The organism is Exiguobacterium sp. R-17 (assembly GCF_049913315.1).
GTDB lineage: Bacteria > Bacillota > Bacilli > Exiguobacteriales > Exiguobacteriaceae > Exiguobacterium_A.
Window position 1 is genome coordinate 2,856,084 of record NZ_CP184372.1, and the last position, 26,419, is coordinate 2,882,502.

A 26,419-nucleotide genomic window follows, 5' to 3' on the forward strand; every position below is an offset into this window, starting at 1 on the left:
ATTACGCAGACTTAATCATATCATTCGATTTTCATACGCCATATCCTCTTTTCCCACTTCTGATGCGCTTTTATTCTTACAATCACAAGACATTCGCTTGTAATCACAACGCAATCCAACCTATTTCAATTAAGTACACATGTAATCTCCTATTGTCAGATAATTTATTAAATCTACAATCACCTTCATATTAAGATTTATTAAGATTTCGTAAAGACGCTTCATAAATGTATTCTTTTACAATACCGTCTGCTACAATCGAACTCGTGAAGTTGCTTCACTATTCTATTCTTGTTCTTAATATGGAGGCAGAAGAAATGTTTAGTAAAAAACAAGATCCATTCGCAGTTAAATTATCAGAAATCGCAGGACACTTAAAAACGACTTCGCAATTCTTCGTTGACTTTAAAATCAACGGCATCGCGGATGTAAAAGAATTTGCACATAAAGTAAAAGACTTCGAAACAGCTGGGGACGATTTGATGCATCAGTTGATCATCGACTTGAACAACGCGTTCATCACGCCAATCGATCGCGAAGACTTACTCGCACTCGCTAACGCACTTGATGACGTCTTAGATGGCTTTGAAGAATGTTCTGCTATTTTCGAAATCTACAATATCGTTCAAGCAGACGAGCACATGATTAAGTTCGTTGATGAAATCAACATCGCTGTTTCAGAACTCGCAACGTCAATGGATCTTCTTGTTGCACGTAAATTGCAACCGATGCGTGAACATGTCATTAAAATCAAAGAACAAGAGACGATTTGTGACAACTTACGCCGTAAATCAATCAAAGCATTGTTCGCAACAGAAACAGATCCAATTAAAATCATTCAATACAAAGAAATCTATGAATCGCTCGAATCAATCGCGGACTACTGCCAAGACGCAGCTAACGTCATTGAAACGATCATCATGAAAAACGCTTAAGTGAGGAGCTAACGAGATGGATAGCCTGTTTATCATCACCGCCATAATCGTGATTCTCGCACTTAGCTTCGACTTCATCAACGGTTTCCACGATACAGCGAACTCAATCGCGACTGCTGTATCGACTCGCGCTTTGAAACCACGCCATGCCATCATTTTGGCTGCATCGATGAACTTCCTAGGTGCAATCACATTCACTGGAGTCGCAAAAACGATCTCTGGTGACATCGTTGACCCGTCAACACTTGAACACGGGAGCTATGTCGTCATCGCTGCCTTGATTTCAGCCATTGCTTGGAATCTCTTGACTTGGTACTTTGGTATTCCGTCAAGTTCGTCGCATACACTGATTGGTTCGATTGCTGGTGCAGCTGTTGCCTCTGTTGGATTTGGTGGCATCGAAGCAAAAGGGTTCTTGAAAATCGTTGAAGCTTTGCTGATTTCACCAGTACTCGCCTTCACACTCGGTTTCATCGTATATGCAGTCTTTAAAATCATCTTCAAAAAAGGAAATTTGGCGAAAACGAATCGTCGCTTCCGCCACGTCCAAATCGCAACTGCTGCATTACAATCGTACACACACGGTACGAATGATGCGCAAAAAGCGATGGGGATCATCACACTCGCTTTGATTTCGTCTGGTTTCCAAACGGATCACGAAGTTGCCACTTGGGTTAAACTTTCCTGTGCGATCGCAATGGGTCTCGGAACATCTGTCGGTGGATGGCGCATCATCAAAACCGTCGGTGGTCAAATCATGAAAATCCGTCCAGTCAATGGTGTAGCAGCTGACTTAACATCAGCAGCAATCATTTTTGGTGCAACGGCGATTCATCTTCCTGTTTCGACGACACACGTCATCTCATCTGCCATCTTAGGTGTAGGTACATCGCACCGTAAGAAAGGTGTCAAGTGGGGAACAGCGCAACGCATGCTTATCACATGGGTCATCACATTGCCGATTTCAATGGCTTTAGCTGCTATGATCTACTATATTCTCGACTTCTTATTCATTAAATAAGTACGCACCCCGCCTATTCAAGATAGGTGGGGTTTTGTCTACGCTAGAAGCGTCGACAGTTGTTGTTTTTCCCATAATTCGCTATCATGAAGAACAAGAAGGATTGTCTATTTCTTTAGGAGGAATGCCCCATGACAAAACGTAAAGCCTTAACGATTGCTGGTTCCGACACGAGTGGTGGAGCTGGCATTCAAGCTGATTTAAAGACGTTCCAAGAACTTGGCGTCTACGGAATGAATGCCTTGACGGTCATCGTCGCTCAAGATCCTGATCACTCTTGGCATCATGCGGTTTACCCAATCGACACAGAACTCGTCCGGACACAAATCCACACGGTCCTTGGAGGTATTGGTGTTGATGCGATGAAGACGGGAATGCTCCCGACTGTCGAAATCATTGAAGCCGTTGCCGAAAAAATCAAATCATCCGGCGTCCAAAACGTCGTCATCGATCCTGTTATGGTCTGTAAAGGCGAGGATGAGGTGCTAAACCCTGATACAGCGAACGCACTTCGTGATGTCTTGACACCACTTGCGACAGTCGTCACACCGAACGTCTTTGAAGCAGGTCAATTATCGGGTCTTGGTAAAACGCCAGCAACGATAGACGAAATGAAACTTGCAGCAGCGCGGATTCATGAAAAAGGTGCGCAATACGTTCTTGTTAAAGGTGGCAGTAAGATTGACCATCCACAAGCAGTTGACGTGCTTTATGACGGAAAAGAGTTTATCCTGATTGAGGACGAACGAATCGAGACACCGTACACGCACGGTGCCGGCTGCACGTACTCTGCAGCAATCACGGCCGAACTCGCAAAAGGTGCATCGGTAGAAGCTGCTGTCCGTACAGCAAAATCTTTTATCACTTCTGCGATTCGTCATTCATTCCGTTTGAATGAATACGTCGGACCAACTGATCACGCTGCACATCGTACAGTCCAGTCTTGATCCGCTTAAGAAGTCCGCGATATCCGCGGACTTCTTTCTGTATAGGAGAGGAGAATGATTTATGCAAGCCATTGATTTACAAGAGATACAGCGTTATATCGACGAACATGCGAATACACCGTTATACGTACACGTTGAGACGACGAACGGTGCCTACGCGACGCACCAAGATCCGACCTTCCATAGCGCAGGGATGTTTTTCCGTAATGCGGAAATCACTTACGAACGTGGTTTGATCACAGGAAACGGTCCTTACCGGATCGGTTTGAAACTTGCACACGGCTGGTTATACGGTGAGGGATTAACTGATTTCGAATTTGCTGGGGATCAATTGTTGATTGCCGGTCACGATGTCGAAGGACGTCTTGCAATTGCTTTTGAACTTAGCCCGACACCATTTGCTCAAGGTGCAGAGGAGGTAGACGCATGACACACGAAGATCATTTACTCGTCGTCTTCCCTCACCCGGATGACGAAGCCTTCAGTTCTGCTGGTACGATCATCGAGCACGCAGAAAATCGTGGTCCTGTCACATATGCTTGTTTGACGCTCGGTGAGATGGGCCGTAACATGGGACGCCCTGTCTTTACGAACCGGGAACAGCTCGCAACGATTCGCAAACGTGAGTTGATCGATGCAGCTGAAAAAATGAAGATTTCGGATCTCCAAATGTGGGGACTTCGCGATAAGACCGTTGAATTCGAGGATGAAGCGGCACTTGCTGACCGTATCCTTACCTTGATTCAACAAACGCGCCCGACTCGCTTGATTTCATTTTATCCGGGTTACGCGGTCCATCCCGATCACGAAGCGACAGCTCGCGCCGTCGTTCGTGCCCTTCGGATGATGGATCCTGCCGATCGCCCTGAGTTCCTTGCGGTCGCTTTTGCGAACAATACGAAAGAAGAGCTTGGAGAAGGAACATTCATTCACGATGTCAGTGCTTATACGGATCAAAAGATCAAGGCACTCGAAGCACACGCTTCTCAAACAGGTGGTTTGATGAAAGTCATCTCGGAAGACTCGAACATCCGTGACCTGCTCGTCAAAGAACGCTATTACCACTATCCGCTGTAATTTCCTATTAAGAGATGCCGATCGTCCGAGCGACAATCAGCATCTCTTTTTTGGCCTTCATTAGAAAACGTCGACTTTTTTGATGGCTTCTGCTAGTGTGAATAGTTGAGACTACGTCTCCGGAGTTCGTAACCTCCTCCGTTATAAAAACTAGGAATGGAAGTGTACATTATGAAAAACGAACGTGCTCTTGTCGTCTTCAGTGGCGGCCAAGACTCAACGACTTGTCTGTTTCAGGCACTGAAACAGTACGAAGAAGTCGAAGTCGTGACGTTTAATTACGGACAACGTCATGCACAAGAACTCGAAGTCGCACGCGACATCGCCTCTGAGCTCGGTGTCAAACACCATGAGCTTGATCTCTCTCTTCTCAGTCAACTAACGAGTAACGCCTTGACTGACCACAGCCAAACCATCACGACGAACGAAGATGGTCTCCCTTCTACTTTTGTAGATGGACGGAACCACCTGTTTCTTTCGTTCGCAGCCGTCCTCGCGAAAGGACGCGGAATCCGTCATATCGTCACTGGCGTATGTGAAACGGACTTTTCTGGTTACCCAGACTGCCGTGATGCCTTCATCAAGTCACTGAATGTGACATTGAACCTTGCAATGGACTATCCATTCGTACTACACACGCCACTCATGTGGCTCGACAAAAAAGAAACGTGGGCGCTTGCCGACTCGCTCGGTGCGTTTGATTTCGTTCGAAATCGCACGTTGACGTGTTACAACGGCGTCATTGGAGATGGTTGCGGCGAATGCCCGGCCTGTGAATTACGAAAAAATGGATTAGATGCATACATCAAGGAGGTTCAACACACATGACATTTAATTACGAAGCACCTGAAACGGTCGAGCGCCCGACTGGCGACTCGCTTATCTATACGAAATCCCGCGTCATGATCGTAAAAAAACTAACGTTTGACGCAGCACACCACCTATATGATTACGATGGGAAATGCCGTGCGCTTCATGGTCATACGTACCATGTCGATATGGGCATCAGTGGTTTTCTTGATCACCGCGGTATGACACTTGATTTTGGTGATCTTAAGAAAATCTTTAAAACACATCTCGAACCACTTCTCGATCACCGTTATTTAAATGAATCATTACCATACATGAATACGACAGCTGAAAACATGGCAGCGTGGATTTTTGAGACGCTCGGACAACACCTTCCAGACGAACGTGGACTTCGTGTCGAATTCGTCAAACTTTATGAGACGCCGACTGCTTTTGCTGAAGTCCGTCGTGAGTGGATGAACGAAGCATGAGTGCCTTAACGAAAACGCCAAAAATTCCGGTTCTCGAGATTTTCGGACCAACGTTCCAAGGGGAAGGACGATCAATCGGTCAAAAGACGATGTTCGTCCGAACCGGTGGCTGCGACTATTCCTGTTCGTGGTGTGACTCCGCCTTCACATGGGATGGTTCTGAAAAACCTGAACTCTTGACGGCAGAGACGATCATGGAACGCCTCGATGCACTCGGCTCTTACGGACATGTCACGATTTCTGGTGGGAACCCGTTACTTCATGCTTCGATCGGTACGCTGGTTGAGGCATTAAAAGAACGAAACATCACGATGTCGGTTGAAACACAAGGTTCTTACTGGCAAAATTGGTTACTTGATATCGATGACGTCACACTCAGTCCTAAACCGCCTTCAAGTGGCATGAACATCGATTTTGATCGTTTGGATGTTTTTTTCAAGCGTCTACCAGAACAACAGCGTGCCGTTAAAATCGTCATTTTTGATGAAGCAGATCTTGATTTCGCGGCGATGATTTCTGAGCGATATGCCTTAAAAACGCTCTATCTATCACTCGGAAATCCGGATCCGCACGAAGAAGGAACGATCGCCCCACGGATGCTACACGATTTAAAAACACTTTGGGAACGCGTTGCTCGTGATGAACGTTTTAATCACGCACGTGTCCTACCACAACTACACGCCCTCGTTTTCGCGAACGATCGTGGCGTCTAAGGAGAAATGATTTATGCGCCCTGAAGATCTAAACGACTTATCGTTACTCGGCCAAAAAGCCGTTCCATACATTTTTGAATATCAACCCGAAGTTCTCGAAGCATTCCCGAACCGTCACCCGGAAAATGATTATTTCGTGAAATTCAATGCACCAGAATTTACGAGCCTTTGCCCGATTACGAATCAACCGGATTTCGCGACGATCTACATTTCGTATATCCCGGATGAAAAACTCGTCGAATCGAAATCACTTAAATTGTATCTATTCAGTTTCCGCAATCACGGTGATTTCCACGAGAACTGTATCAACGTCATCGGAAAAGACCTCGTGAAGTTGATGGAACCGCGCTACCTCGAAGTGTGGGGGAAATTTACGCCACGTGGGGGAATTTCGATTGACCCGTACTACAACTACGGAAAACCTGGTACAAAATATGAACGAATGGCAGAACATCGTCTATTCAATCACGATCTCTATCCTGAGACTGTCGATAATCGTTAAACGCTCAAAAGAGGAACAGTGGACTTTTCCACCGTTCCTCTTTTTCATACCCATTAACTCGACGGGATGTCGACAAGGTCGTACGATCGTGCTGACAGATGACTTCAGATGACCAAATATAAATATGCCGTAACAAATGATCCGAAGGAATCTGCAAAGCACGGACCAGCCGCTCAATCATCGAAAAAGATGGGTCCACAATGCTATTTTCGATACATCGAATCATCTCAAGTGTCATTTTAGTCAATTCAGCTAATGTATGCTGATCTAACTGATGACGTTCTCGTAATGTACGAATCCGCTGACCGTACTGCCCGATCGGTTGAATCCCTTCTTTCATCCGCCCAACATCTTTTCTTTTTTGAAACCAAACAATGTTCACTGTAGCCTTTTTCTCTTTTTTTTTTAAATTTGAATACCTTTCCGAACTGTCATTTTTCCACTGAAATAAATTTCCGAATGTTTTTCTTATAAAACACTAGCTTTTTAAAAAGTTATCGCTTACAATTTTATATGCAAACGGTTGCATTAATCGCTTACATTATTGCACTGTTCTTACACACATATTAGAGAAAAAGAGATCCAAAAGGAGTGAATGATCTTGAAAAATGCTATTTCGTTCGATTTTTGGCAAAAACTCGGTAAAGCGTTGATGGTCGTCATCGCTGTTATGCCTGCTGCAGGAATCATGATCTCGGTCGGGAAACTGATCGGCATGTACGGAGGCGACATCGTATTAATGCAAACGATTGCCCGGATCGTTGAGGATTTAGGTTGGGCTATTATTACGAATCTCCACGTCTTATTCGCTGTCGCGATTGGTGGATCGTGGGCAAAAGAACGTGCTGGTGGTGCGTTCGCAGCGTTACTCGCCTTCATTTTGATCAACCGTGTCACAGGCGCTATCTTTGGCGTCAATGCTGACATGATCGCGGACCCAAAAGCAACGGTCAATTCATTGCTTGGTTCTGAGCTCATCGTAAAAGATTATTTCACTTCAGTTTTAGGGGCACCTGCGCTTAACATGGGGGTCTTCGTCGGAATCATTTCTGGTTTCCTTGGTGCCGTTCTCTTTAATAAATTTTATAACTTCAGTAAATTGCCAGATGCGCTCGCCTTCTTTAACGGAAAACGTTTTGTTCCATTCGTTGTCATCGGTGGATCGGTTGTTGCAGCATTCGCATTGTCACTCGTTTGGCCGTTCGTCCAAGGATTGTTGAACGACTTCGGGCGCTGGATTGCCTCTTCACGTGATTCTGCACCGATCATTGCACCGTTCGTATACGGTACACTGGAACGTCTATTACTTCCGTTCGGTCTGCACCATATGTTGACTGTACCGATGAACTACACGGAATTAGGTGGAACGTACAAAATCCTGACAGGTGCTGCTCAAGGATCGACGGTTGCTGGTCAAGATCCGCTTTGGCTCGCTTGGATCACTGACCTTGTCAACTTAAAGCAAGCCGGTAACACACAAGGATACAATGACTTAATCAACAGTGTCGTTCCTGCCCGCTTCAAAGAAGGACAAGTCGTCACATCACTTGCTTCATTGATCGGTATTGCTGTCGCAATGTACATGTCAGTCGATGAAGATAAGAAAAAAGCATACAAACCGGTCTTCCTATCTGCAGGACTCGCTGTCTTCTTGACAGGTGTCACAGAGCCAATCGAGTTCATGTTCATGTTCATCGCTCCTGTTCTTTACGTCATCTATGCTGTACTAACAGGTGTTGCCTTCGCACTAGCGGATGTCATGCATCTTCGGATTCATGCGTTCGGTGCGATCGAACTTCTGACACGCATTCCATTGATTGCAAAAGCTGGTTTGATTGGTGACTTAATTCGTTTCATCGGTGTGTGTGTGTTCTTCTTCTTCTTGAACTTCTTTACTTTCCGTTTCGTCATCAAGAAGTTCAACTATGCGACACCAGGTCGTAACGGGAACTATCTGGACGATATCAACGTATCGACTACTGAAGCTTCAGATGAGGCTGCTGCGACATCCGCTCCTGCCGATGGTTCACAAGCTTCTCAAATCATTGATTTACTGGGTGGACAGCAGAACATCGAAGACGTCGATGCCTGCATGACACGTCTTCGTGTCACCGTTAAGAATCCAGCGCTTGTCGCACAAGAAGCGGACTGGAAAGCAAACGGTGCACTTGGTCTGATCCTTAAGAACAATGGCGTGCAAGCCATCTACGGTCCAAAAGCCGATATCTTAAAATCAGATATCCAAGACCGGATCGGCGCATAAACCTGCGAGATTAGGGAACTACCTAAAGGTGAAGCTCTTTCATAAGAGTTTCACCTTTCTTATTTGAAAAATCAGGAGGATCACTCATGCGTCTACTCACATTGAACTGTCATTCGTGGCAAGAAGAACAGCCACTCGAAAAATTAAAGCAGATCGTCCAACAGATCCTCGCACAAGATTATGATGTCATCGCACTGCAAGAAGTCAGTCAATTAATGGATACACCGATCGTCCATGATGAGGTGCGTAATGATAATTTTGCTTATTTAATTCAGCAAGCCTTAAAGGAACAAGGTCAAACCTACTCCCTCATCTGGGATTTTGCCCATATCGGATACGATAAATACGAAGAAGGACTCGCCTTATTGACGAAACACCCGATCTTGAAGTCAGACAGTTATTATGTCAGCCGTAGTCAGGATACACTCGATTGGAAATCACGGAAAATCGTCCGTGCCACGATCCAAGTCGACGGAACACCCATCACGTTCAATACCTGTCATCTCGGCTGGTGGGCAGATGAAGTCGAGCCGTTCCAGGAACAATTCAACCACTTGATGGCTCGGATGGATCCACTTGAATGGACGTTTTTCCTCGGGGATTTCAACAATGATGCCTTAGAACGAAATACAGGGTATGACTATATGATGCAACGAGGATTACATGACGTTTTTCTGCTTGCTAAGGAAACGGTCGGAATTGAAACGATCGATGGCAACATCGATGGATGGGAAGACAATCAACAAGGATTACGCATCGATCTTGTCTTATCGAACCGAAAGATCGATGTCGAGCGCGTCGGTGTCGTCTTCGATGGGATTCACGGACCCGTCGTTTCCGATCACTACGGGGTTGAGGTTGATATTCGGATTCAAAAAAATGAAAATTGATTGTTGACAACGCTTTCTTTTCTGCTTTATGATGAAATCAAATCAATAGTGCGGATTGTGACAGTATGGCTGGCAAGACCGAAATGACACCTTCTTAGGAGAGGTGTTGTTCGGTCTTGCCTTTTTTTGTCTCATCTAGCGTGTTTCACGAAAAAAGGAGGACTTTTCCGATGGACTATCAACAAACTGCTAAACGTGTACTTGAACTTGTCGGTGGACGAGAAAACATCATTACTGCCGCTCACTGTGCGACACGCTTACGCCTTGTTTTACATGACGAATCAAAGGTAGATCAAGCGGCACTTGAAGATTTGGATGGTGTAAGTGGTGCCTTTTCGAGCTCTGGTCAATATCAAATCATCTTCGGGACCGGTACCGTTAATAAGGTATTCGCTGCGTTTGCACCACTCGCTGGTGTGAAAGTCGATGGAGAAGAGCCACTCGACGTTAAAAAGGCTGCCTCTCAAAAATTAAACCCGTTCGCCCGTCTTGCCCGTTCCCTTTCGAACGTCTTCGTTCCACTCATTCCGGCCATTGTCGCAGCTGGTCTCTTGATGGGATTACTCGGTATGATCAAAGCATTCGGTTGGGTCGAGGGCGATTCGCCGATTGTTCAACTACTTGATATGTTCTCGTCTTCAGCCTTCATCATCTTACCGATTCTGATCGGTTTCTCGGCAGCTCGTGAATTCGGTGCAAATCCGTATCTCGGTGCCGTCATCGGGGGGATTATGACACACCCGTCCCTCTTGAATCCATGGACACTTGGGAACAGTGATCCTGAAGTCATGAAATTCCTCGGAATGAACATCGAGTTAATCGGATACCAAGGAACGGTCTTCCCGGTTCTCTTAACTGTCTGGGTCATGGCAAAGATTGAACAACAAGTCCGGAAACGAACACCTGAAACGCTCGACTTACTCGTCACACCATTCGTTACGGTCCTCGTCACTGGTTTCCTAGCATTGATCGTCATCGGTCCAATCGGAACGTTGCTCGGGAAAGGAATCTCATTCGTACTCGTCTTCTTCTACGAACAGTTCTCAGTCGTCGCTGGTCTCCTCTTTGGTGGACTTTACTCGACGATTGTCATCACTGGGATGCATCACAGTTTCCATGCAATCGAAGCAGGGTTACTTGCCGATAAAAGTATCGGAAAGAACTTCCTTTTACCGATCTGGTCGATGGCGAACGTCGCTCAAGGCGGTGCCGGACTTGCCGTCTACTTCTTGACAAAGAACGTCAAACTCAAAGCACTTGCCCTACCGTCTGCGTTCTCAGCCTTTCTCGGTATCACGGAACCTGTCATCTACGGCGTCAACTTACGTCTTGGAAAACCATTCATCGGCGGTGCAATCGGTGGTGCGATTGGTGGCGGTTATGTCGTCTTAACACAAGTCGCGGCGAACGCCTACGGACTAACTGGAATCCCGATGATCGCGATCGTCGCCCCGCTCGGTGCAACGAATTTGATCAACTACCTCGTTGGATTCGCGATTGCGATCGTCACTGCTTTTGTTTCGACTGTCGTCTTGATGCGTCTTGATGCACGTAAACAAAAAGAAACAGACATTGCTGCTTAATCCTTCATGCGACCAAACCGGGTCCACTGACTCGGTGGTCGCATTTGTCGGTTCGCAAAGCTCTACGTTCGCTTTATAATAAAGAAAAGACTGGAAAGGAGGACGTCAGGCTGATTATTCATAAAATCCTCAACAACAATGCAGTTGTCGTTAAAGAAAATGGACAAGAACGCATCATCATGGGACCCGGTATCGCCTTTGGAAAAAAGAAAAAAGATCCGATCCAAGCGACGAAGATCGAAAAAATGTTCATCCCTTCGTTTGAAAATGCGGAACAGTTCAAAGAGATTCTGACGACGACACCACTTGAGATCATCGACTTATCCGAACGCATCATCTCGCATGCAGAAGGTGAACTTCAGACGCCGTTTCATGACTATATTCATGTCAGTCTGACGGATCACCTCGCTCATGCCGTACGGCTAGCACGTGAACAACTCGTCGTGCATAATCGACTAGCAGAAGAGATTCGTCTTTTATATGGACCGGAGTATGCGGTCGGAGAATGGGCAGTCCTTGAAATCGAACACGCGTTACAGGTCACCCTCCCTAAAGAAGAAGCAGCGAACATCGCGCTTCACTTATATAATGCACGCCAGACTCATCCGAACATGGCAACTGCTTTGCAGACGGTCACGTTACTCAATGAACTGCGTGAACAGATTGAAGTCTTTTTTGGAAAAACGATCGAAACATCGTCGATGACGTACTATCGTTTCTTCACGCATATGAAATTGGTCCTCGCTCGGATCGAACAGGGAGAAACGTTACACGACATGGATGACGTAATTCTATCAGCTGTCAAAACCCGTTATGCAGACGCCTACGCCTGTGCGAATCAGATGGGAGACTGGCTGGCAGTCGAACTCGATACGCGTGTCCCTGAATCAGAAATTGGTTATATGGCTTTACACATTGAACGGATTCGTCCCGACCTTGAAAGGAGTTCTACGTATGAAAATCTTTAGTTTAGGGGAAGCACTGATTGATTTGATTCCTCTTGATGCCGAGAACATGACATTTCAAAAAAATCCTGGGGGTGCTCCTGCCAATGTCTCCGTCGGACTCGCTCGATTAGGCGCAGACAGTTATTTTCTTGGAGCGGTCGGAGATGATTCGATGGGGCACTTCTTGAAAGATACGTTACATCACTATGGCGTCCGCACGGATTACCTCATCCATGATTCAACACAAAAGACAGGTCTTGTCCTCGTCACGAATGGGCAGGATGGCGAGCGGTCATTTGAGTTCATCAATGCGGAACGCGCTGATATGCATTTTCACGAAACACATGTACCAGAGGAATTCGAGTCTGTCGATTTATTACACATCGGCTCTATCTCTTTGATCACTGGTGAAGCCGTAAACGCTACACGAACAGCTATCGCTCGTGCGAAAGAACACCAAGTGCCTGTCTCGTATGATCCGAACTTGCGTGAATCGTTATGGCCAAATCTCGATGAAGCACGGACGACGATCCGGTCCGTCCTACCGGATGCACAAATCGTCAAACTCGCCGAGGAAGAGTTAACGTTTTTAACAGGACAAACAGACCTTGATGACGGGGCTGCCGAATTGTTAGCTGAATACCCGATCCGTCTTCTCGCTATCACGCGTGGAAGTGAAGGGTCGATTCTGTATACGGATCACGCGATGGCTGTCATCGATGCGATTACGGTCGACGCGATTGATACGACAGGAGCTGGGGATGCTTTCATGTCCGGGTTACTCTATCAGTGTGCGTTACGTGATTTTTCATTCGCTTGGTCAGCAGATGAACTTCATGATATCGGACGATTCGCAGCGATTTCAGGTGGGCTTGCTGCTTCCGTCAAAGGTGCAATGGCTGCCTTGCCAACACTTGATGAAGTCGCTCATCGCTTGAGTTAAATCCGTAAAAAAAGACGGAGAGATTCCGGACGCAGTGCCGGAATCTCTCCGTCTTTTTCGTTTGGTTGATGAATCGTTTCTTCCTAAAGAATCGATCAAGGCATATCGATAAATTGTTTGATTTCGTCTAACGCCTCATCTTGTTGCTCTTTTGACGTCAATGGGCTCCTGTTGTCCCCTTTTTGTGGTCCATACATACCAAAGTTCGCATGATTTCCTTGTTTGATTTCATGGAATACCGCATCTTTTCGAACATTCTGCTTACTTTTTTCGATATCAGCGATTGGTAAGACACCATCTTGTCCACCATAGACCGTTAGTGAGGGCACATCAATCGAATCAATCGGATATGATGCGAGGAAGATGATTCCTTTAATCTTCGAATGTTGTTCGACGATTGTCGAAGCCGCGCTTCCACCTAGTGAATGCCCGATCAGATACCACTTTTTGACCTGCGGATATTCCTCGACGATATCGAGTCCTTCGTTTGCATCGAGCAAGGCAATCCGAAACGGTAGCTTCGGTATGATGACAAAATGTCCATCTTTCGCTAGTTGATTACCATAATAACTGTAAGCAGCTGCATCGACTTTTGCTCCTTGATAAAAGATGAATCCGACGTCACTCGTCTCTTTTCCAAACGTGACTTCACGTGGTGTTTCCGTCTCCACGTAAGACGCCGCTTGCTGCGAAGCGTCATAATCGAATTGTGCCCAAATCATAAAGGCAAATACGAGTAGCGCAAGTACTGCAACAATCGTTCCAAGGATTTGTTTACTCCATTTTTTCATGTCATTCCCTCCCTATAGCGTTATACCCATTATTATGTGTTAAATCACATATGAAAACAAATGATAGAATTTTCAGTCATTGTAAGCATCCCTATCTCTTTTTCATGAATTGGTTTAAGATAAAGTCACTATTGTTTTTTCGAAAGGAGATTTACGTTTTGCCGCGTACCCTTGTGTCTACGATTCAATGGTTTTTATTCATCATCTGTACCAACATTGCCCCACCCCTTGCCATCGCAGCATCGTTTGAACTCTCGGGTGCCGAGACGCTTTCCTTTTTATCTCGTTGTCTATTCGTATTTGCCATCTTAAGTCTATTTCAAGTCCTACTCGGACACCGTCTTCCAATCATGGAAGGTCCTGCTGGAATTTGGTGGGGAGTATTCGCTCTCTATTCATCGATTGGTGTCACGCTGTACGGCAGTTATTCGAACACGCTACAATCGCTCGGATTCTTACTCTTACTCAGCGGAATCATCTGTATCATCTTGACGGTGACAGGTGTCTTACGACGCTTAGTTCCGCTCTTCACTCCACAAGTCATTGGTGTTTATATGTTATTGCTGTCGGCACAGCTGTCGGGATCCGTCATGAAAGGATTGTTGAATATCGAAGACGGACGGATTCAAGCATTACCTGCCGTCATCTCGATTTTGACCGTCTTGATCTCGCTCTATTTAGAGCGCAGTGATCGCTTACGACAATATGCTTTATTGATTACACTACTCGTCGGTTGGAGTATGTTCGCACTGATCGGACGTGCTGAGATGCCGAACTTTGATGGTCCACTGTTCACTTTACCAAGCCTATTACCATTCGGCGGTATTCATATCGATTGGAGCCTATTACCGACTGCTATCATCATCTCGTTACTCTTGATGACGAACGTCTTAGCGAACATCAAGGTCATTGAACGAATCATCAGTGCGAAGCGCGGAGAAACGGTTAAAGGACAAGTCGGGACGGCTGGTATCACGGCTGGTATCGGACAACTCTTCGCCGGTCTGTTCGGTACAGTGGGTCCTGTTGCTATTTCCGGAACGGCTGGATTCATCGCCTCAACGGATAATACGGACCGCAAAGCGTTCGTTTATGCGAATATCACGTGTCTCTTCCTCAGTATCGTGACACCGTTCGTTGGTTTGATTGCTAAAATCCCTGTCGCTGTTGGTTATGCGATGGTCGCCCCGATCGTTGCCGGCATGGCAATCATCGGCGTCACGGAAGCGGCTCGCGATTTGAATCGTCAAACAGCGATGATCACAGTTGGTCTTCCAGTTCTCGTCGGCATCGGTGCGTTGTTGTTACCGAAAGAAGCAACGGCCGATTTACCACCACTCATGACGACACTGATGTCGAACGGTCTCGTCCTCGGAACGTTAGTCGCCTTGCTTGCAGAGGTCTTACGCCATATCCGGACGAATGATTAATAAAAAGACGCTTTCTCGATCGAGAAAGCGTCTTTTTTGAATATCTTAACGAATGCCGCGCATGTATTTTTGAAGTTTTGGTGCGAAAGCGAATAAGAGTAATCCGAAGATGACGGCAACGATACCTGTGATACCGAAATATAGAATCTCTGTATCCGCTTTATAGTACTTAACGATTTGTGCGTTGACCGCTTGTCCCGTTGCGTTCGTCAAGAACCATAGACTCATTGTTTGCGCTGAGAAGGCTGCCGGCGCCAATTTTGTCGTTGCCGATAAACCGACTGGTGACAAGAAGAGCTCACCGATGACGACGAGGAAGAAGCTGAGCGTCAGCCAGAGCGGACTAACTGTTGTTTCAACACCGAATAGGATACCTGGTAGTGTCATGACGATGAACGAAAGCCCTGCAAACAGAAGACCGAACGAGAACTTTTGCATCGTCGTCGGTTGACGATCCCCTAGCTTGACCCAGAAGCTTGCAAATACAGGTGCTAATACGATGATGAAGAGCGGATTCAACGATTGGAAGAATGCCGGTTGAATCTCAAATCCTAAGAATGAAAGGTTCGTCCGTTCACTTGCAAAGATCGAGAGGACATATGAACCTTGTTCTTGGATCGCCCAGAAAATCGCTGCTGCGATGAAGAGCGGAATATAAGCAATCAAGCGCGATCGTTCGTCATCTGTAATCTTTGGACTACGAAGCATGACTGTGAAATAGGCGATTGGAATCAAGATTCCGAGAATCGTGACCATCAAGGTAAAGCGAGAAATCGTCAACAATCCTGTCATCGATGCAATGACACCGAGAACCGCAATGACGACGACAACGATCGACGCAATCGTGATGAAGCGTTTTTTCTCGTCCCCTTTTAATGGGTTTAAGACATACGTACCTGCTTGACCAAGGTTTTTCTTTTTCGTCAGGACGAAGACGATAAGTCCTGCGAACATTCCGATGGCGGCGAGTGCGAAACCAGCATGGTACCCACCACGGTCAGCCACTTCACCGACGACGAGTGGTGAAAGGAATGCCCCAGCGTTGATCCCCATGTAGAAGATACTAAATCCAGCATCACGACGATTATCCGTCTTACTGTACAAATCTCCGACGATATTCGATACGTTCGGTTTCAAGAAACCGGTACCGATGACGATGAGTCCCATCGAGACGAAGAGTGCCGTAATGCCTGCTGGTAAAGCAAGAACGATATGCCCCAACATTATCAAGATACCACCATAGAATACAGTTCGAGACGTACCGAGCAAACGGTCAGCTACCCATCCACCAATGATCCCAGACATGTAGACGAGTGAACCGTAAACGGCCATGATTGACGCAGCTGTCGTCTTGTCAATTCCTAGACCACCATTTGCGACTGAGTCGTACATATAGAAGATAAGGATGGCACGCATACCATAGTAGGAGAAACGCTCCCAAAACTCGGTGAAGAAGAGGGTGAATAACCCTTTCGGATTTCCAAAGAATCCTTTTTGCGGAACGGTCTTATAGACCTGATCGCGATCAAACTCTGCCATATGATTGGCTCCTTTCATCTGCCCTGAATAAGTGCATAATCCATCATCTTTTCCCGCTTTCCCCAAACGATAAGCGTGACGAAACAGATAGGATACGAATACACTGTTTTGCCTGAATTGTCTCACTTCTTTTTTTATATATGAGACAGCACTTTACCATTCAACCGCAAATCATTTGATGAGTCAAATATTATTTATATTACAAGAATAATAAAAGAGCAACCGACAAGTCGGCTGCTCAAGATTGCATCTGTTTTGATTCGATGATCGTAATTCCAGGCGGCGCATGTAGCGTTTCATGAATCATCGCCGCAGCGACTTGACCGGCTTCGATCGGAGCGATGGCACTGCGTTTTAATAACGGTCGTAACACCGTCGAAATTTTCGCAGCTGCCTGTTCGCCTAAACGAAACTCGTCTCTTTCTCCTAACAAGAGCGAAGGTCTGAAAATTAGTAATGCATCGTATCCTAGTACGCGTAGTCCATTTTCCGTATCCCCTTTTACGCGATTGTAGAAGGTTTTGGCATTCGGATGGGCACCAAGAGCTGAAATCAAAGCAAAACGTGTCGCACCGAGATCTAACAGTTCACGACCAAGTTCAACCGGATACGTATAATCAACTAGACGGAATGCCTCTTGCGAGCCTGCTTGTTTAATCGTCGTACCTAGTGCACAGTAGACGTGATCAACGACAGGTAATTCGATTTCTGTCACACGATCAAAATCAATCACCCATTCTTCAAGTTTTGGATGAAAACGGCGCATCGGTCGGCGAACAAGAACATGGACCTCGCTATATGCCTCTTCCGCCAACAAACGATCTACGAGTTCTTGTCCAACTAGACCGGTTGCTCCTAAAATGGCTGCTCTCATATGTTTCTCCCTCCTTCATGCTGTCGACCGATTGGTACGAAATAGGAACGATTTCCAGTAATCCGTTCTCCAGCACGTACACCAATCGCACTCGGTCTTCCACCTAAAATAAAAACACCGTACATGTACGCGACGTCTCCCTCTTCTTGAAGTGGATACGTCGGTAATTCTCGATACGCTTGATAGACAGCCGGTTGATCAAGAAACGTATGCTGTTCATTCTTTAGCAGCACGTCTCCCTGTCCGTCATGGACCGTTACAGTATCCCCTTCGCGTCCAAAGATCGGTTTCTTGACGAACGGTTGTCGGCTTGAGATGAATGTATCTTCTGATAAGTATGTCGGTAAAAAATAACGTGCAATCATCGTATGATCCATTTCGCTCAAGTATGGATGCTTGGTTTCGTGTAACATCCAGATCAACGCAAGAACCGACTTGGCTTGCATTAAAAAAGCGGACGGTGGATTGATGATTTCTAGCCGCCCCGTCTCGACGAGTTGCAACAATAACTGTCCTAGGTTTCGCCCCTCTTCATCCCGGTCCAGCAAAGCCATCTCGATTGGAAAGGTTTGCCGATATAAAATATCAATTCTTTTACCTGTCTCATCGTACAAGCCCTCTTCTGGACGAATCTCTAGTGCATCAAGCGGACAGTAGACCGCGCTACTCCAGAACGACTGCAAATACTCAGCCGTCAGCCGATCTTCGATATGGTCGCCATGTGAAGTGAAGACGACATGCGGATCCTGCTTCGTCCGATATGTCGCTGCTTCGATAGCACGACGGACAGCTTCCTTGAGCCATTCGTTTTCTCCATCATTGACACGTTTAAATCCTTGTTTCTCTGCTACGACATCGTTGACTTCAAATACTTCCTTGATGAAGGTCGGCGTATCGGCATTCCATTCCATGAGTGAAATACGATCAGCCGTCGCAATGAAATCAAAGCGCCCGATGACGGTCAGCGGTCGCATCGTCTCGAGTCGTAAGAAGGCAAGACTTTCGACTGGGAAGCCAAGTTCAAGTAGTGCCTGATCATCCATTGAGCGAAGAATCGGAAGCACTTTTTCAAATATCCGATACACTTCTTGCGCCGCGATATGCAGTTGATCGATGCGTTCGTCCGAGATCGGCATGATTTCCGTAACAGCGTACGGTTCCCCGTCTAGCACATCCCAAAAACGATCGATGTCTCCATAAAAGGTCTGTCGTTTATTCATCCGCCGAAAAAGCCGGAGGACGAGCCCGTTCCGAATCCTTTGGTCTTCGTATTGTAACTCTTTACTTTTTTCGATTTCGGCGTATATCCTTTCGTTCGCATCGCACTGTGCATCAAGGCACGTGAAGCGAAATAACTACCACCCCAGTAATAGTAGCCTGAATGAGTCGACGAACTATCATCACAGTACCAGACACCTTCATCGTTATCATATTCATAGTCATCACAATCCGGATCATCTGGTCGTTCCGCTCGCGCATCATCCGATCCACACCCACTTAATGTCGTTCCGATCAACAGTGTCGCAGCTAGTGTCGCTTGTTTCATCCAATTCACCTTCTCAGTCCCCTTTCCTTTTACTCTCGTTATGGATAGTATACGCTTTTTCGAAGAGAAAAGTTTCTTTGTTCTGCTGGAACTTTTTTTATCGGAACGTGGTAATAGTATCTATAGAATGAAAAGGAGGATTTACGCATGTCACTTGCCTACTATGTTGAAGAAAATGGTGAATTCCAACCGATCTATCAATATGATCGTTATGCGATCGAACCGGAAGAAATCATCGCCCACCAACTCTGTGAATTCCATATCATCGAAGGACATCAATACGAGCTTCGTTCCAATGAGATGGCAGGTGAGTACGATCAATTGATTGTCGACCACATCAAAGCATCACCGCGTGCGACGGAAGAGCGTGTTTATCCACCGCATCAAATTCATATTGAATTCAGACAGTATCTATCCGACAGCGCCCAACCACTTTTAAAGACATCAACGGTTCCAAATCACATCCAAGCGATGCGTTTTTTGATCAAAGACAAGATTGAAGTCGAAGGACACGGTATTTTTGAGCGTGACAGCTGTGAAATTGATATCGATCGGAATTGTTATGTCGTCTACTTTGCAGATACACTTTGAGACGTAAAATCAAGTCTCTTCATTTCCAAGAGACGTTTTTTTTGGCATACTAGAAGGTAAGAACGAATCAATCGAGGTGAACGAACATGAGTGAACAACCAAAAAAACTATCATTGCAAGAGGCAATGATCGAGCGCTTGAAAGCAAAAAAACAAGCGCAAACTAAACGTCCGACTGGCTTACAAGGAACACAAACGAAACAATTGACGAGCCAACAGACGAAAAAAGCGAATAACCAGAAAAAACGGACAGGCGTCTAAGTCACAGGAATTCATGAAATAAGGAGCAATTATGAGTATTTTAACGGTATCTAACTTAAGTCACGGATTCGGTGACCGCGCCATTTTCGAAAATGTCTCCTTCCGCCTGTTAAAAGGCGAGCACATCGGTCTCGTTGGTGCGAACGGTGAGGGGAAATCGACGTTCATGAATATCATTACGTCGCAACTTGAGCCGGATGAAGGGAAAGTTGAATGGGCGAAGCATGTGCGCGTCGGCTATTTAGACCAGCACGCTGTCCTTGAAAAAGGATTAACGATTCGGGATGCTCTCAAAGGTGCATTCCAGTACATGTTCGATATCGAACAGGAAATCAATGATTTGTACGGTAAAATGGGCGAAGTCGAGCCAGAAGAACTCGAAAAAATGCTCGAAGAAGTCGGTGTCTTGCAAGACATTTTGACAAATAACGACTTCTATACGATTGATGCAAAAGTCGAAGAAATCGCACGCGGTCTTGGTCTCGATGAAATCGGACTTGACCGGGATGTACAGGAGCTCAGTGGTGGACAGCGGACGAAAATTCTGCTTGCGAAACTCCTTCTTGAAAAACCAGATATTCTCTTACTTGATGAGCCGACCAACTATCTCGATGTCCAGCATATCGAGTGGTTAAAACGCTATTTAAATGAATATGAGAATGCATTCATCTTGATTTCGCACGATATTCCATTCCTCAATAGCGTCATCAACTTGATTTATCATATGGAAAATCAAGAATTGAACCGTTATGTCGGTGACTACGACAACTTCGTCACGATCCACGAAGCGAAGAAAAAACAACTTGAGTCTGCATTCAAGCGTCAACAGCAGGAAATCTCTGAGTTGAAGGATTTCGTTGCCCGGAACAAGGCGCGTGTCTCGACACGGAACATGGCGATGTCACGTCAGAAAAAGCTTGATAAGATGGATGTCATCGAACTCGCACAGGAACGGCCAAAACCAGAGTTCCACTTCCTCCAAGCACGGACACCAAGTAAATTGATGTTCGAAGCAAAAGGTCTTGTCATCGGATACGATGAGCCACTGTCTCGTCCTCTTGATTTGACGATCGAACGCGGACAGAAGATCGCCTTGCACGGTGCGAACGGAATCGGGAAATCGACGTTGCTCAAGAGTTTACTCGGTGAAATCCCGGCTGTCTCGGGTGTCGTTGAGCGGGGAGAGAACTTGCATATCGGGTACTTCGAGCAAGAAGTCAAAGAGAAGAACTCGAATACGTGTATCGAAGAGATCTGGAATACGTTCCCGTCTCTGACACAACAGCAAGTCCGCGCCATGCTCGCGAAGTGTGGTTTGATGACGAAACACATCGAATCGAAAATCGAAGTACTCAGCGGTGGAGAAAAAGCGAAAGTCCGTCTTTGTAAATTAATGAACACAGAATCGAACATCCTCGTACTCGATGAGCCGACGAACCACTTGGACGTCGAAGCAAAAGAAGAATTAAAACGTGCGTTACAAGAGTACAAAGGAACCGTCCTCTTAATCTCACACGAACCAGAATTCTATGAAGCTGTTGCAACAGACTTATGGAACTGTGAATCATGGACGACAAAAGTATTCTAAGCCATGCTTTACAAAAGATGGGATGCCCAGACGGGTATCCCATCTTTTTAGTTCATACACTTAATCATTGCATGATTGTGCATCTTCACGCACACTAAGACTTAGAAAATGGTTATGAAGGAGCGTGTTTTTTTGGAAACGATCACGAAAAAAGCAACTTTATCCTATTTACATGTTCCAAGCGGTGGTTCGGAACAATTGATTGCCCGCCTCTATTCACCTGAACATACAGAGGATGCTCCACTAATTGTCCTCTTTCACGGATTTCCCGGGAAACAGTTAAACATGGACTGGGCAGTACAACTTCAAAGCGCAGGATACCATGTGCTTGTCACGTCATATCGTGGAACGATCGGAAGTTCCGGAACTTTCCGATTCCAACATGTTCTGGAAGACGCAACGGCAACTTTACGTTACGTCTGCTCCAAGTCTTTCACTACTGAACACGGTATCAAGGCTGATCAGATTACCGTTGTCGGTCATAGCATGGGTGGGTTCGCCGGTCTTCATGCTTTTGCTGAGACACCGGAGGCTGCACATTATGTCGGGATTTCTCCGTTTAATTTTGGACTCGTCGGTCAGCTCGTCCTCGAACATCCGGAATACGAGCCTGTGCTTCATGGTATTCTCGAGCGAGGAGCTGCTTTCCTAAATGACGCCACTGCTGACGCGTTACTTGACGAGTTAAAGCACCATCATACGACCTGGAACTTACTGACGCTAAAAGAACGTCTAGCCGATCGCTCGATGTTGCTCATGACGTCAGAACGAGACGAAACATCGATCAAAGCGCTCCATCATGACTTATTGGTATCGGACAGTCCGTTTGAGGAAGCGATCGTCGATAGTGATCACAACTATATTGAGAATCGGGATGCTGCCTTTAACGAATGGACAGCTTGGCTCGCCCGACAATGAAAAGAGCGCTCAGTGTACGACTGAGCGCTCTTTTGCTGAAGTTCGAGTCCGTTGCATAGGACGGATCCGCATCCGGTACAGAACAAGTATGAACATCGTCAATGTCGAGACAGCGTACCAAACCGTCGTAAATAGTGTTCCGGTATCTGTACCGATGAAAAGACCATGTGCCGTCATCAATAGCCAGGCAGGTAAAACAAGCCAGTGTGTCAATTTCCAAAGCGTCTTGCCTAGCGTCTCCTTCAAGAAATCCGAAGTCACGAGAACGAACCCGAATAAGTAGAGACTGATCGTTCCAAATGCATTCCAAAGCGGTTCATAGGAAGCTTGTCCTGGAATCAAGACCTCGAAGATTGTCAGTGGTGCGTACGTATTTACAATGATGAGCGTCGCATGGAGGACGATTGCGAGCAATCCTGCCCAACCACTATATAAGTGCACGTGATGCAATCGTGCTTTTTGCTTTTTGAGAGCTGGGTAGGAACCAAGCAATCCTGCTAGGACTGAAATCGTCATGAAGAAGTGTCCGCTTAAGCCACTCAAGCGAATCATCGTCCATGTCGAGAACAACCATTTCATCCAGTCCATATCTCACTCACTCCTTTCTGTTCGCTTCGCCATTCTCCTGTAGTGTCTAAAATCAGTAATCGTCCTTTTGGAAACCAACGAAACAATTTTTCTTGACGTTCTGCTTCTGTCATCTGAAAGGCAAGCTTTGTCATGACTTCCGCTTCATAGAGTTGTGGAGCAGACGCCGTCGCTTGCAGAATCGGACTCCTCGTCGGACGCCCTGTTCGTCCATCTAACAAATGATGATGCGTCTGTCCGTCCGTCTTCCACGATCGATAGACACGGTTCGATGTCGCAATCGCACCTTGTCGTAATTGCACATCAGCGACGCGTTGTTCGGTCTCGGGATGCGTAATTGTGATATTCCATGGTTTCTCCTCAGACCAGACGATGACGTCACCTCCCGCTTCAATCAGTCCACGGTTCCAGGTTTTTCGTAGGCGTTGCGCCGCGATCATCGCGGCAGCACCTTTTCCGATTCCACCTAGATCGATAAAGCCGCCTCCGACTCGAGTCACGTCGCATCCTTCAATGATGAATGGTGCGATTTCCGGTGGAGCCGTTTCTTCATAAGCGATGGCTTGCGTGAACGGAAACGATTGCCGGTAACCATTAGCTTGTTGTTGAGCTAGCAGAAACGGAGAAAAATAATGTTCCGTCTGTTCGAAGTATCGTGTGGCGCGTGCCAGTAAGCGGGCTAACGGTAAGGACACCGATATCATGTCCCCGATCCGCAAACGATTCAATCGACTAACCTCACTTTGATCATCAAAGCGTGACCACTGTCGATCGACGTAATGAAAGAAACGGATGAGTTCCTCCCACTCGGCTTCATCAATCGGCTGATCCGTCACGAACCGCACCTGATTATGCATCGCATACAATTGTCGCTCCATTTTCCTCCTCCTTACCTCGAATGACTGGACTGACCGTCACTCGACCCACCTGGTTGACTGAATCCAGACGATTCGTCGCCCTGCCATTGACCATCATCATCTTCGTAATATCCATCATCTTCTCCATATTCGTTTTCATCATCGCTATATTGATTTCCTTGGAATGGTAATGTCGTATTATTCGAATACGTATCGCCTGTCGAAACAGGTGTCGTCGAGGAATCGCTCGAACTGACACTCAACTGACCAATCGCAAGTCCGATGAAGACGGAACTACTAAGCCCGACGAGCCATTTCGCAAATGGTTTTGGTTTCATCTGTTTCCTCTCCCTTCTTGTTACGTTTACTGTATCGAAAAAAACTGACAACTAACTGACGGCAACTATGGGATAATGAGAAAAAAAGAGGAGCGATGTGCATGCGCGTTTTGGTAGCAGAAGATGATCAGCGTCTTGCGAAGATGTTACGCCTCCATTTGGAGCGGGCAGGATATCAGGTAGATGTTGCACGGGATGGAGTGGAGGCGCTCCTCCAATGTCAGACGTATCGCTATGACTTACTCGTTCTCGATTGGATGATGCCTCGCAAGAGCGGAGTCGAAGTCGCCGCTACTTTACGCCAAGAACAGTTTGAAGGCGGCATCTTGATGCTGACTGCTCGCGATACGGAAATTGATCTCGTCCATGGTCTTGATAGTGGAGCGGATGACTATCTCGTCAAACCGTTTCAATCAAATGAACTTTTGGCACGACTGCGCGCGCTCAGTCGTCGTCAACAAAAGGCATTCGTGTCGACGGTCACCTTCAATGGACTAGTCCTTGATCTGTCCTCACAAACGATTTCCTATGAACACCATCCGATTGATTTAACACGACGTGAATTCGAATTCCTTTCTTTGCTCCTAAGACGACCTGAACAGGTGATGAGTCGTGAATTAATCATCGAAGTCGTGTGGGGCATCGGTGCGGATATTACGGATAACGCGCTCGATGCGCTCGTCCGACTTGTTCGAAAAAAACTAGATGCGGTCGGTGCTCCTAATTTGATCCGGACAGTTCGCGGATTCGGTTATCGATTAGGTGATCCACATGCTTGACTCGATTCGAAAACGACTGACGTTATTATTCAGTGGTTCGTTCTTTTTTGTACTAGTGCTCATCCTGATTGGTGTGTATATCACGAACGCTCAATTGCTGAATCGAATGGAATTGAATCAATTGAAGGGTGTATCTGATCGCGATATCTTCGAACGGATCGAGCACGGAGAAGATCAATTCATCCAAAATCCGATCTACTTTCAGTTACTCGATGATTCAGGAAACGAACGCTATGAAAGTCTGCCGCCAGACGTTGAGTCCAAAACACTGCGTCGTTTTTTAAGGTCAGATGATACGACGAAACAAGTAGACTGGGATGATCGACACTTCTTACTGTATCAACGGAGTACCGAAGAAGGACGACTACTGCTGATGAAGGACATCTCTCCGACAGAAGATACCTTACAGCGATTGATTGCCGTTCTTGCGGGGATTGCGGTTCTCGCAACGATTGTCCTGACACTAGTCGGATACATCCTTGCTGGTCGAGCCGTCATACCGGTGCAACAAGCATTCGATCGCCAACGTCGTTTTACGTCCGATGCTTCACATGAACTACGGACACCTTTGACAATCGTCTACAGCGGGATTGAATTGCTAGAAGCGGAATCACTTTCGAATGAAGGACGAACGATTCTAGAGGATATCAAAGCAGAAACGGCAAGCATGCAGTATTTAGTCTCTGATTTACTATTGCTTGCGCGAGAAGGACAACTTTCACCGAAACAGGAAGTTGACCTTAGTTCACTCGTTCAAAAGACCGTCGAACGTTTTCAGCATGCCTACTCGGATCGCATCATCCACGCTTCGATCGCGCCTGACTTACACATGAAAGGGGATGCTCATCAATTGAATCGCTTATTGACGGTCTTTCTTGAGAATGCTCTTGTCTACAGCGATAAAGTCATTGATGTCTCCCTCGAAGAAACTACTACAGAACGTCAGTTGACGATACAGGACCGTGGGATCGGTATCGCTTCCGATCAACAAACTAAAATATTCGAGCGTTTTTACCGGGGGGATCATTCACGTCACGGAACAGGTACGGGCCTCGGCTTATCGATTGCTCAATCGATTGTCGATCAACATGGCGGTACGATTTCTATTGATTCAACATTAGGTGAAGGCACACGCTTCATCATTCATTTCCCAACTCTTTAAAACGGTGTCAGTTAGCTGTCAGATAAGCAGGGTAAAGTGAAATTATTCTTTATCATA

The 26,419-nt window shown here is 46.2% G+C and carries 30 protein-coding genes; 21 read left to right on the forward strand and 9 right to left on the reverse strand.

Annotated elements, in window-relative coordinates:
- The first annotated feature begins 317 nt into the window (after window positions 1–317).
- The 9 genes from ACN9MT_RS14980 to queF all read left to right on the forward strand — a co-directional run bounded on the left by ACN9MT_RS14980 (window position 318) and on the right by queF (window position 6,475).
- The gene (locus ACN9MT_RS14980; protein ID WP_035412018.1) at window positions 318–935 is read left to right on the forward strand and encodes a DUF47 domain-containing protein; all 618 of its coding nucleotides are present in this window, start codon (window positions 318–320) and stop codon (window positions 933–935) included.
- A 16-nt stretch (window positions 936–951) separates the two neighbouring features.
- Complete coding sequence (locus ACN9MT_RS14985) at window positions 952–1,956, forward strand: inorganic phosphate transporter (RefSeq protein ID WP_035412015.1); 1,005 nt, start codon at window positions 952–954, stop codon at window positions 1,954–1,956.
- A gap of 131 nt (window positions 1,957–2,087) precedes the next feature.
- The gene (gene pdxK / locus ACN9MT_RS14990) at window positions 2,088–2,903 is read left to right on the forward strand and encodes a pyridoxine/pyridoxal/pyridoxamine kinase (protein ID WP_023469720.1); all 816 of its coding nucleotides are present in this window, start codon (window positions 2,088–2,090) and stop codon (window positions 2,901–2,903) included.
- Between the two features lie 61 nt (window positions 2,904–2,964).
- Window positions 2,965–3,333, forward strand: coding sequence for a YojF family protein (locus ACN9MT_RS14995; RefSeq protein WP_035412012.1), 369 nt, complete (start codon window positions 2,965–2,967; stop codon window positions 3,331–3,333).
- Window positions 3,330–3,980: a bacillithiol biosynthesis deacetylase BshB2 gene (bshB2, locus tag ACN9MT_RS15000; RefSeq protein ID WP_214856686.1), complete on the forward strand. Its 651-nt coding sequence runs from the start codon at window positions 3,330–3,332 to the stop codon at window positions 3,978–3,980. Before ACN9MT_RS14995 ends, bshB2 begins: the two co-directional genes overlap by 4 nt.
- 171 nt (window positions 3,981–4,151) lie before the next feature.
- Window positions 4,152–4,808 (forward strand): 7-cyano-7-deazaguanine synthase QueC, encoded by a 657-nt coding sequence (gene queC / locus ACN9MT_RS15005; RefSeq protein ID WP_023469723.1) that lies wholly within the window; start codon window positions 4,152–4,154, stop codon window positions 4,806–4,808.
- Complete coding sequence (gene queD / locus ACN9MT_RS15010) at window positions 4,805–5,260, forward strand: 6-carboxytetrahydropterin synthase QueD (protein ID WP_023469724.1); 456 nt, start codon at window positions 4,805–4,807, stop codon at window positions 5,258–5,260. Before queC ends, queD begins: the two co-directional genes overlap by 4 nt.
- Window positions 5,257–5,973: a 7-carboxy-7-deazaguanine synthase QueE gene (queE, locus tag ACN9MT_RS15015; RefSeq protein ID WP_035412005.1), complete on the forward strand. Its 717-nt coding sequence runs from the start codon at window positions 5,257–5,259 to the stop codon at window positions 5,971–5,973. The genes queD and queE overlap by 4 nt, the downstream gene beginning before the upstream one ends.
- A gap of 13 nt (window positions 5,974–5,986) precedes the next feature.
- Window positions 5,987–6,475 carry a preQ(1) synthase gene (queF, locus tag ACN9MT_RS15020; RefSeq protein WP_035412002.1) on the forward strand — a complete coding sequence of 163 codons (489 nt, stop codon included), beginning with the start codon at window positions 5,987–5,989 and terminating at the stop codon, window positions 6,473–6,475.
- Window positions 6,476–6,479: 4 nt separating this feature from the next.
- Here queF and ACN9MT_RS15025 read toward each other — a convergent pair whose 3' ends face one another.
- Entirely contained in the window at window positions 6,480–6,815 is a 336-nt protein-coding gene (locus ACN9MT_RS15025; RefSeq protein WP_426272508.1) for a helix-turn-helix domain-containing protein, read from the reverse strand.
- Window positions 6,816–7,076: 261 nt separating this feature from the next.
- Here ACN9MT_RS15025 and ACN9MT_RS15030 point away from each other — a divergent pair, with 261 nt between their 5' ends.
- The 5 genes from ACN9MT_RS15030 (at window position 7,077) to ACN9MT_RS15050 (ending at window position 13,101) form a co-directional block, all read left to right on the forward strand.
- Window positions 7,077–8,738 carry a PTS transporter subunit IIBC gene (locus ACN9MT_RS15030; protein WP_056064873.1) on the forward strand — a complete coding sequence of 554 codons (1,662 nt, stop codon included), beginning with the start codon at window positions 7,077–7,079 and terminating at the stop codon, window positions 8,736–8,738.
- Window positions 8,739–8,824: 86 nt separating this feature from the next.
- Window positions 8,825–9,628, forward strand: coding sequence for an endonuclease/exonuclease/phosphatase family protein (locus tag ACN9MT_RS15035; RefSeq protein ID WP_035411996.1), 804 nt, complete (start codon window positions 8,825–8,827; stop codon window positions 9,626–9,628).
- Between the two features lie 170 nt (window positions 9,629–9,798).
- The gene (locus tag ACN9MT_RS15040; RefSeq protein ID WP_426272509.1) at window positions 9,799–11,211 is read left to right on the forward strand and encodes a sucrose-specific PTS transporter subunit IIBC; all 1,413 of its coding nucleotides are present in this window, start codon (window positions 9,799–9,801) and stop codon (window positions 11,209–11,211) included.
- Between the two features lie 44 nt (window positions 11,212–11,255).
- Entirely contained in the window at window positions 11,256–12,179 is a 924-nt protein-coding gene (locus ACN9MT_RS15045; protein ID WP_426272510.1) for a PRD domain-containing protein, read from the forward strand.
- Window positions 12,166–13,101: a carbohydrate kinase family protein gene (locus ACN9MT_RS15050; RefSeq protein WP_426272511.1), complete on the forward strand. Its 936-nt coding sequence runs from the start codon at window positions 12,166–12,168 to the stop codon at window positions 13,099–13,101. Before ACN9MT_RS15045 ends, ACN9MT_RS15050 begins: the two co-directional genes overlap by 14 nt.
- Window positions 13,102–13,196: 95 nt before the next feature.
- On the opposite strand, the gene ACN9MT_RS15055 is transcribed toward ACN9MT_RS15050, so the two are convergent.
- Complete coding sequence (locus ACN9MT_RS15055) at window positions 13,197–13,892, reverse strand: alpha/beta hydrolase (protein WP_426272512.1); 696 nt, start codon at window positions 13,890–13,892, stop codon at window positions 13,197–13,199.
- A gap of 158 nt (window positions 13,893–14,050) precedes the next feature.
- Here ACN9MT_RS15055 and ACN9MT_RS15060 point away from each other — a divergent pair, with 158 nt between their 5' ends.
- Window positions 14,051–15,322, forward strand: coding sequence for a purine/pyrimidine permease (locus tag ACN9MT_RS15060; protein WP_426272513.1), 1,272 nt, complete (start codon window positions 14,051–14,053; stop codon window positions 15,320–15,322).
- A gap of 45 nt (window positions 15,323–15,367) precedes the next feature.
- On the opposite strand, the gene ACN9MT_RS15065 is transcribed toward ACN9MT_RS15060, so the two are convergent.
- The 4 genes from ACN9MT_RS15065 to ACN9MT_RS15080 all read right to left on the reverse strand — a co-directional run bounded on the left by ACN9MT_RS15065 (window position 15,368) and on the right by ACN9MT_RS15080 (window position 19,281).
- On the reverse strand, window positions 15,368–16,861 hold the full coding sequence (locus ACN9MT_RS15065; protein WP_035411982.1) for a peptide MFS transporter: 1,494 nt from the start codon (window positions 16,859–16,861) through the stop codon (window positions 15,368–15,370).
- A 238-nt stretch (window positions 16,862–17,099) separates the two neighbouring features.
- Window positions 17,100–17,735: an NAD(P)H-binding protein gene (locus ACN9MT_RS15070; RefSeq protein WP_426272514.1), complete on the reverse strand. Its 636-nt coding sequence runs from the start codon at window positions 17,733–17,735 to the stop codon at window positions 17,100–17,102.
- Window positions 17,732–18,955: a glutathionylspermidine synthase family protein gene (locus ACN9MT_RS15075; RefSeq protein ID WP_426272515.1), complete on the reverse strand. Its 1,224-nt coding sequence runs from the start codon at window positions 18,953–18,955 to the stop codon at window positions 17,732–17,734. The genes ACN9MT_RS15070 and ACN9MT_RS15075 overlap by 4 nt, the downstream gene beginning before the upstream one ends.
- Window positions 18,952–19,281, reverse strand: a complete 330-nt coding sequence (locus tag ACN9MT_RS15080) for a hypothetical protein (RefSeq protein WP_035411974.1) — start codon at window positions 19,279–19,281, stop codon at window positions 18,952–18,954. Before ACN9MT_RS15080 ends, ACN9MT_RS15075 begins: the two co-directional genes overlap by 4 nt.
- Before the next feature lie 147 nt (window positions 19,282–19,428).
- On the opposite strand from ACN9MT_RS15080, the gene ACN9MT_RS15085 reads away from it, so the two are divergent.
- From ACN9MT_RS15085 to ACN9MT_RS15100, 4 genes are all read left to right on the forward strand, one after another.
- Window positions 19,429–19,872, forward strand: a complete 444-nt coding sequence (locus tag ACN9MT_RS15085) for a hypothetical protein (RefSeq protein ID WP_426272516.1) — start codon at window positions 19,429–19,431, stop codon at window positions 19,870–19,872.
- A gap of 86 nt (window positions 19,873–19,958) precedes the next feature.
- On the forward strand, window positions 19,959–20,132 hold the full coding sequence (locus ACN9MT_RS15090; protein WP_023469740.1) for a hypothetical protein: 174 nt from the start codon (window positions 19,959–19,961) through the stop codon (window positions 20,130–20,132).
- Window positions 20,133–20,163: 31 nt separating this feature from the next.
- On the forward strand, window positions 20,164–21,720 hold the full coding sequence (locus ACN9MT_RS15095; RefSeq protein WP_023469741.1) for an ABC-F family ATP-binding cassette domain-containing protein: 1,557 nt from the start codon (window positions 20,164–20,166) through the stop codon (window positions 21,718–21,720).
- Between the two features lie 132 nt (window positions 21,721–21,852).
- Window positions 21,853–22,638, forward strand: a complete 786-nt coding sequence (locus tag ACN9MT_RS15100) for an alpha/beta hydrolase family protein (protein WP_426272517.1) — start codon at window positions 21,853–21,855, stop codon at window positions 22,636–22,638.
- 9 nt (window positions 22,639–22,647) lie between these two features.
- On the opposite strand, the gene ACN9MT_RS15105 is transcribed toward ACN9MT_RS15100, so the two are convergent.
- The 3 genes from ACN9MT_RS15105 to ACN9MT_RS15115 are packed head-to-tail and all read right to left on the reverse strand — an operon-like array spanning window position 22,648 to window position 24,421.
- Window positions 22,648–23,226 carry a hypothetical protein gene (locus ACN9MT_RS15105; protein ID WP_426272518.1) on the reverse strand — a complete coding sequence of 193 codons (579 nt, stop codon included), beginning with the start codon at window positions 23,224–23,226 and terminating at the stop codon, window positions 22,648–22,650.
- On the reverse strand, window positions 23,214–24,104 hold the full coding sequence (locus tag ACN9MT_RS15110; RefSeq protein WP_290788282.1) for an FAD:protein FMN transferase: 891 nt from the start codon (window positions 24,102–24,104) through the stop codon (window positions 23,214–23,216). The genes ACN9MT_RS15105 and ACN9MT_RS15110 overlap by 13 nt, the downstream gene beginning before the upstream one ends.
- Window positions 24,105–24,115: 11 nt before the next feature.
- Window positions 24,116–24,421, reverse strand: a complete 306-nt coding sequence (locus ACN9MT_RS15115) for a hypothetical protein (protein ID WP_426272519.1) — start codon at window positions 24,419–24,421, stop codon at window positions 24,116–24,118.
- A gap of 101 nt (window positions 24,422–24,522) precedes the next feature.
- Here ACN9MT_RS15115 and ACN9MT_RS15120 point away from each other — a divergent pair, with 101 nt between their 5' ends.
- Window positions 24,523–25,200 carry a response regulator transcription factor gene (locus ACN9MT_RS15120; protein ID WP_035411955.1) on the forward strand — a complete coding sequence of 226 codons (678 nt, stop codon included), beginning with the start codon at window positions 24,523–24,525 and terminating at the stop codon, window positions 25,198–25,200.
- Window positions 25,193–26,362, forward strand: a complete 1,170-nt coding sequence (locus tag ACN9MT_RS15125; RefSeq protein ID WP_426272520.1) for a sensor histidine kinase — start codon at window positions 25,193–25,195, stop codon at window positions 26,360–26,362. The genes ACN9MT_RS15120 and ACN9MT_RS15125 overlap by 8 nt, the downstream gene beginning before the upstream one ends.
- The last annotated feature ends 57 nt before the right edge of the window (window positions 26,363–26,419 follow it).

Coding starts and splice junctions, on each gene's coding strand:
- queF (WP_035412002.1), top strand. CDS start 5,987: ATGCGCCCTGAAGATCTAAACGACTTATCGTTACTCGGCCAAAAAGCC.
- ACN9MT_RS15065 (WP_035411982.1), bottom strand. CDS start 16,861: ATGGCAGAGTTTGATCGCGATCAGGTCTATAAGACCGTTCCGCAAAAA.
- ACN9MT_RS15080 (WP_035411974.1), bottom strand. CDS start 19,281: ATGAAACAAGCGACACTAGCTGCGACACTGTTGATCGGAACGACATTA.
- ACN9MT_RS15115 (WP_426272519.1), bottom strand. CDS start 24,421: ATGAAACCAAAACCATTTGCGAAATGGCTCGTCGGGCTTAGTAGTTCC.
- ACN9MT_RS15110 (WP_290788282.1), bottom strand. CDS start 24,104: ATGGAGCGACAATTGTATGCGATGCATAATCAGGTGCGGTTCGTGACG.
- queE (WP_035412005.1), top strand. CDS start 5,257: ATGAGTGCCTTAACGAAAACGCCAAAAATTCCGGTTCTCGAGATTTTC.
- ACN9MT_RS15070 (WP_426272514.1), bottom strand. CDS start 17,735: ATGAGAGCAGCCATTTTAGGAGCAACCGGTCTAGTTGGACAAGAACTC.
- ACN9MT_RS15075 (WP_426272515.1), bottom strand. CDS start 18,955: ATGAATAAACGACAGACCTTTTATGGAGACATCGATCGTTTTTGGGAT.
- ACN9MT_RS14980 (WP_035412018.1), top strand. CDS start 318: ATGTTTAGTAAAAAACAAGATCCATTCGCAGTTAAATTATCAGAAATC.
- ACN9MT_RS15040 (WP_426272509.1), top strand. CDS start 9,799: ATGGACTATCAACAAACTGCTAAACGTGTACTTGAACTTGTCGGTGGA.
- ACN9MT_RS14985 (WP_035412015.1), top strand. CDS start 952: ATGGATAGCCTGTTTATCATCACCGCCATAATCGTGATTCTCGCACTT.
- ACN9MT_RS14995 (WP_035412012.1), top strand. CDS start 2,965: ATGCAAGCCATTGATTTACAAGAGATACAGCGTTATATCGACGAACAT.
- ACN9MT_RS15085 (WP_426272516.1), top strand. CDS start 19,429: ATGTCACTTGCCTACTATGTTGAAGAAAATGGTGAATTCCAACCGATC.
- ACN9MT_RS15025 (WP_426272508.1), bottom strand. CDS start 6,815: ATGAAAGAAGGGATTCAACCGATCGGGCAGTACGGTCAGCGGATTCGT.
- ACN9MT_RS15120 (WP_035411955.1), top strand. CDS start 24,523: ATGCGCGTTTTGGTAGCAGAAGATGATCAGCGTCTTGCGAAGATGTTA.
- ACN9MT_RS15055 (WP_426272512.1), bottom strand. CDS start 13,892: ATGAAAAAATGGAGTAAACAAATCCTTGGAACGATTGTTGCAGTACTT.
- ACN9MT_RS15090 (WP_023469740.1), top strand. CDS start 19,959: ATGAGTGAACAACCAAAAAAACTATCATTGCAAGAGGCAATGATCGAG.
- ACN9MT_RS15105 (WP_426272518.1), bottom strand. CDS start 23,226: ATGGACTGGATGAAATGGTTGTTCTCGACATGGACGATGATTCGCTTG.
- queC (WP_023469723.1), top strand. CDS start 4,152: ATGAAAAACGAACGTGCTCTTGTCGTCTTCAGTGGCGGCCAAGACTCA.
- ACN9MT_RS15050 (WP_426272511.1), top strand. CDS start 12,166: ATGAAAATCTTTAGTTTAGGGGAAGCACTGATTGATTTGATTCCTCTT.
- ACN9MT_RS15125 (WP_426272520.1), top strand. CDS start 25,193: ATGCTTGACTCGATTCGAAAACGACTGACGTTATTATTCAGTGGTTCG.
- ACN9MT_RS15095 (WP_023469741.1), top strand. CDS start 20,164: ATGAGTATTTTAACGGTATCTAACTTAAGTCACGGATTCGGTGACCGC.
- queD (WP_023469724.1), top strand. CDS start 4,805: ATGACATTTAATTACGAAGCACCTGAAACGGTCGAGCGCCCGACTGGC.
- ACN9MT_RS15035 (WP_035411996.1), top strand. CDS start 8,825: ATGCGTCTACTCACATTGAACTGTCATTCGTGGCAAGAAGAACAGCCA.
- bshB2 (WP_214856686.1), top strand. CDS start 3,330: ATGACACACGAAGATCATTTACTCGTCGTCTTCCCTCACCCGGATGAC.
- pdxK (WP_023469720.1), top strand. CDS start 2,088: ATGACAAAACGTAAAGCCTTAACGATTGCTGGTTCCGACACGAGTGGT.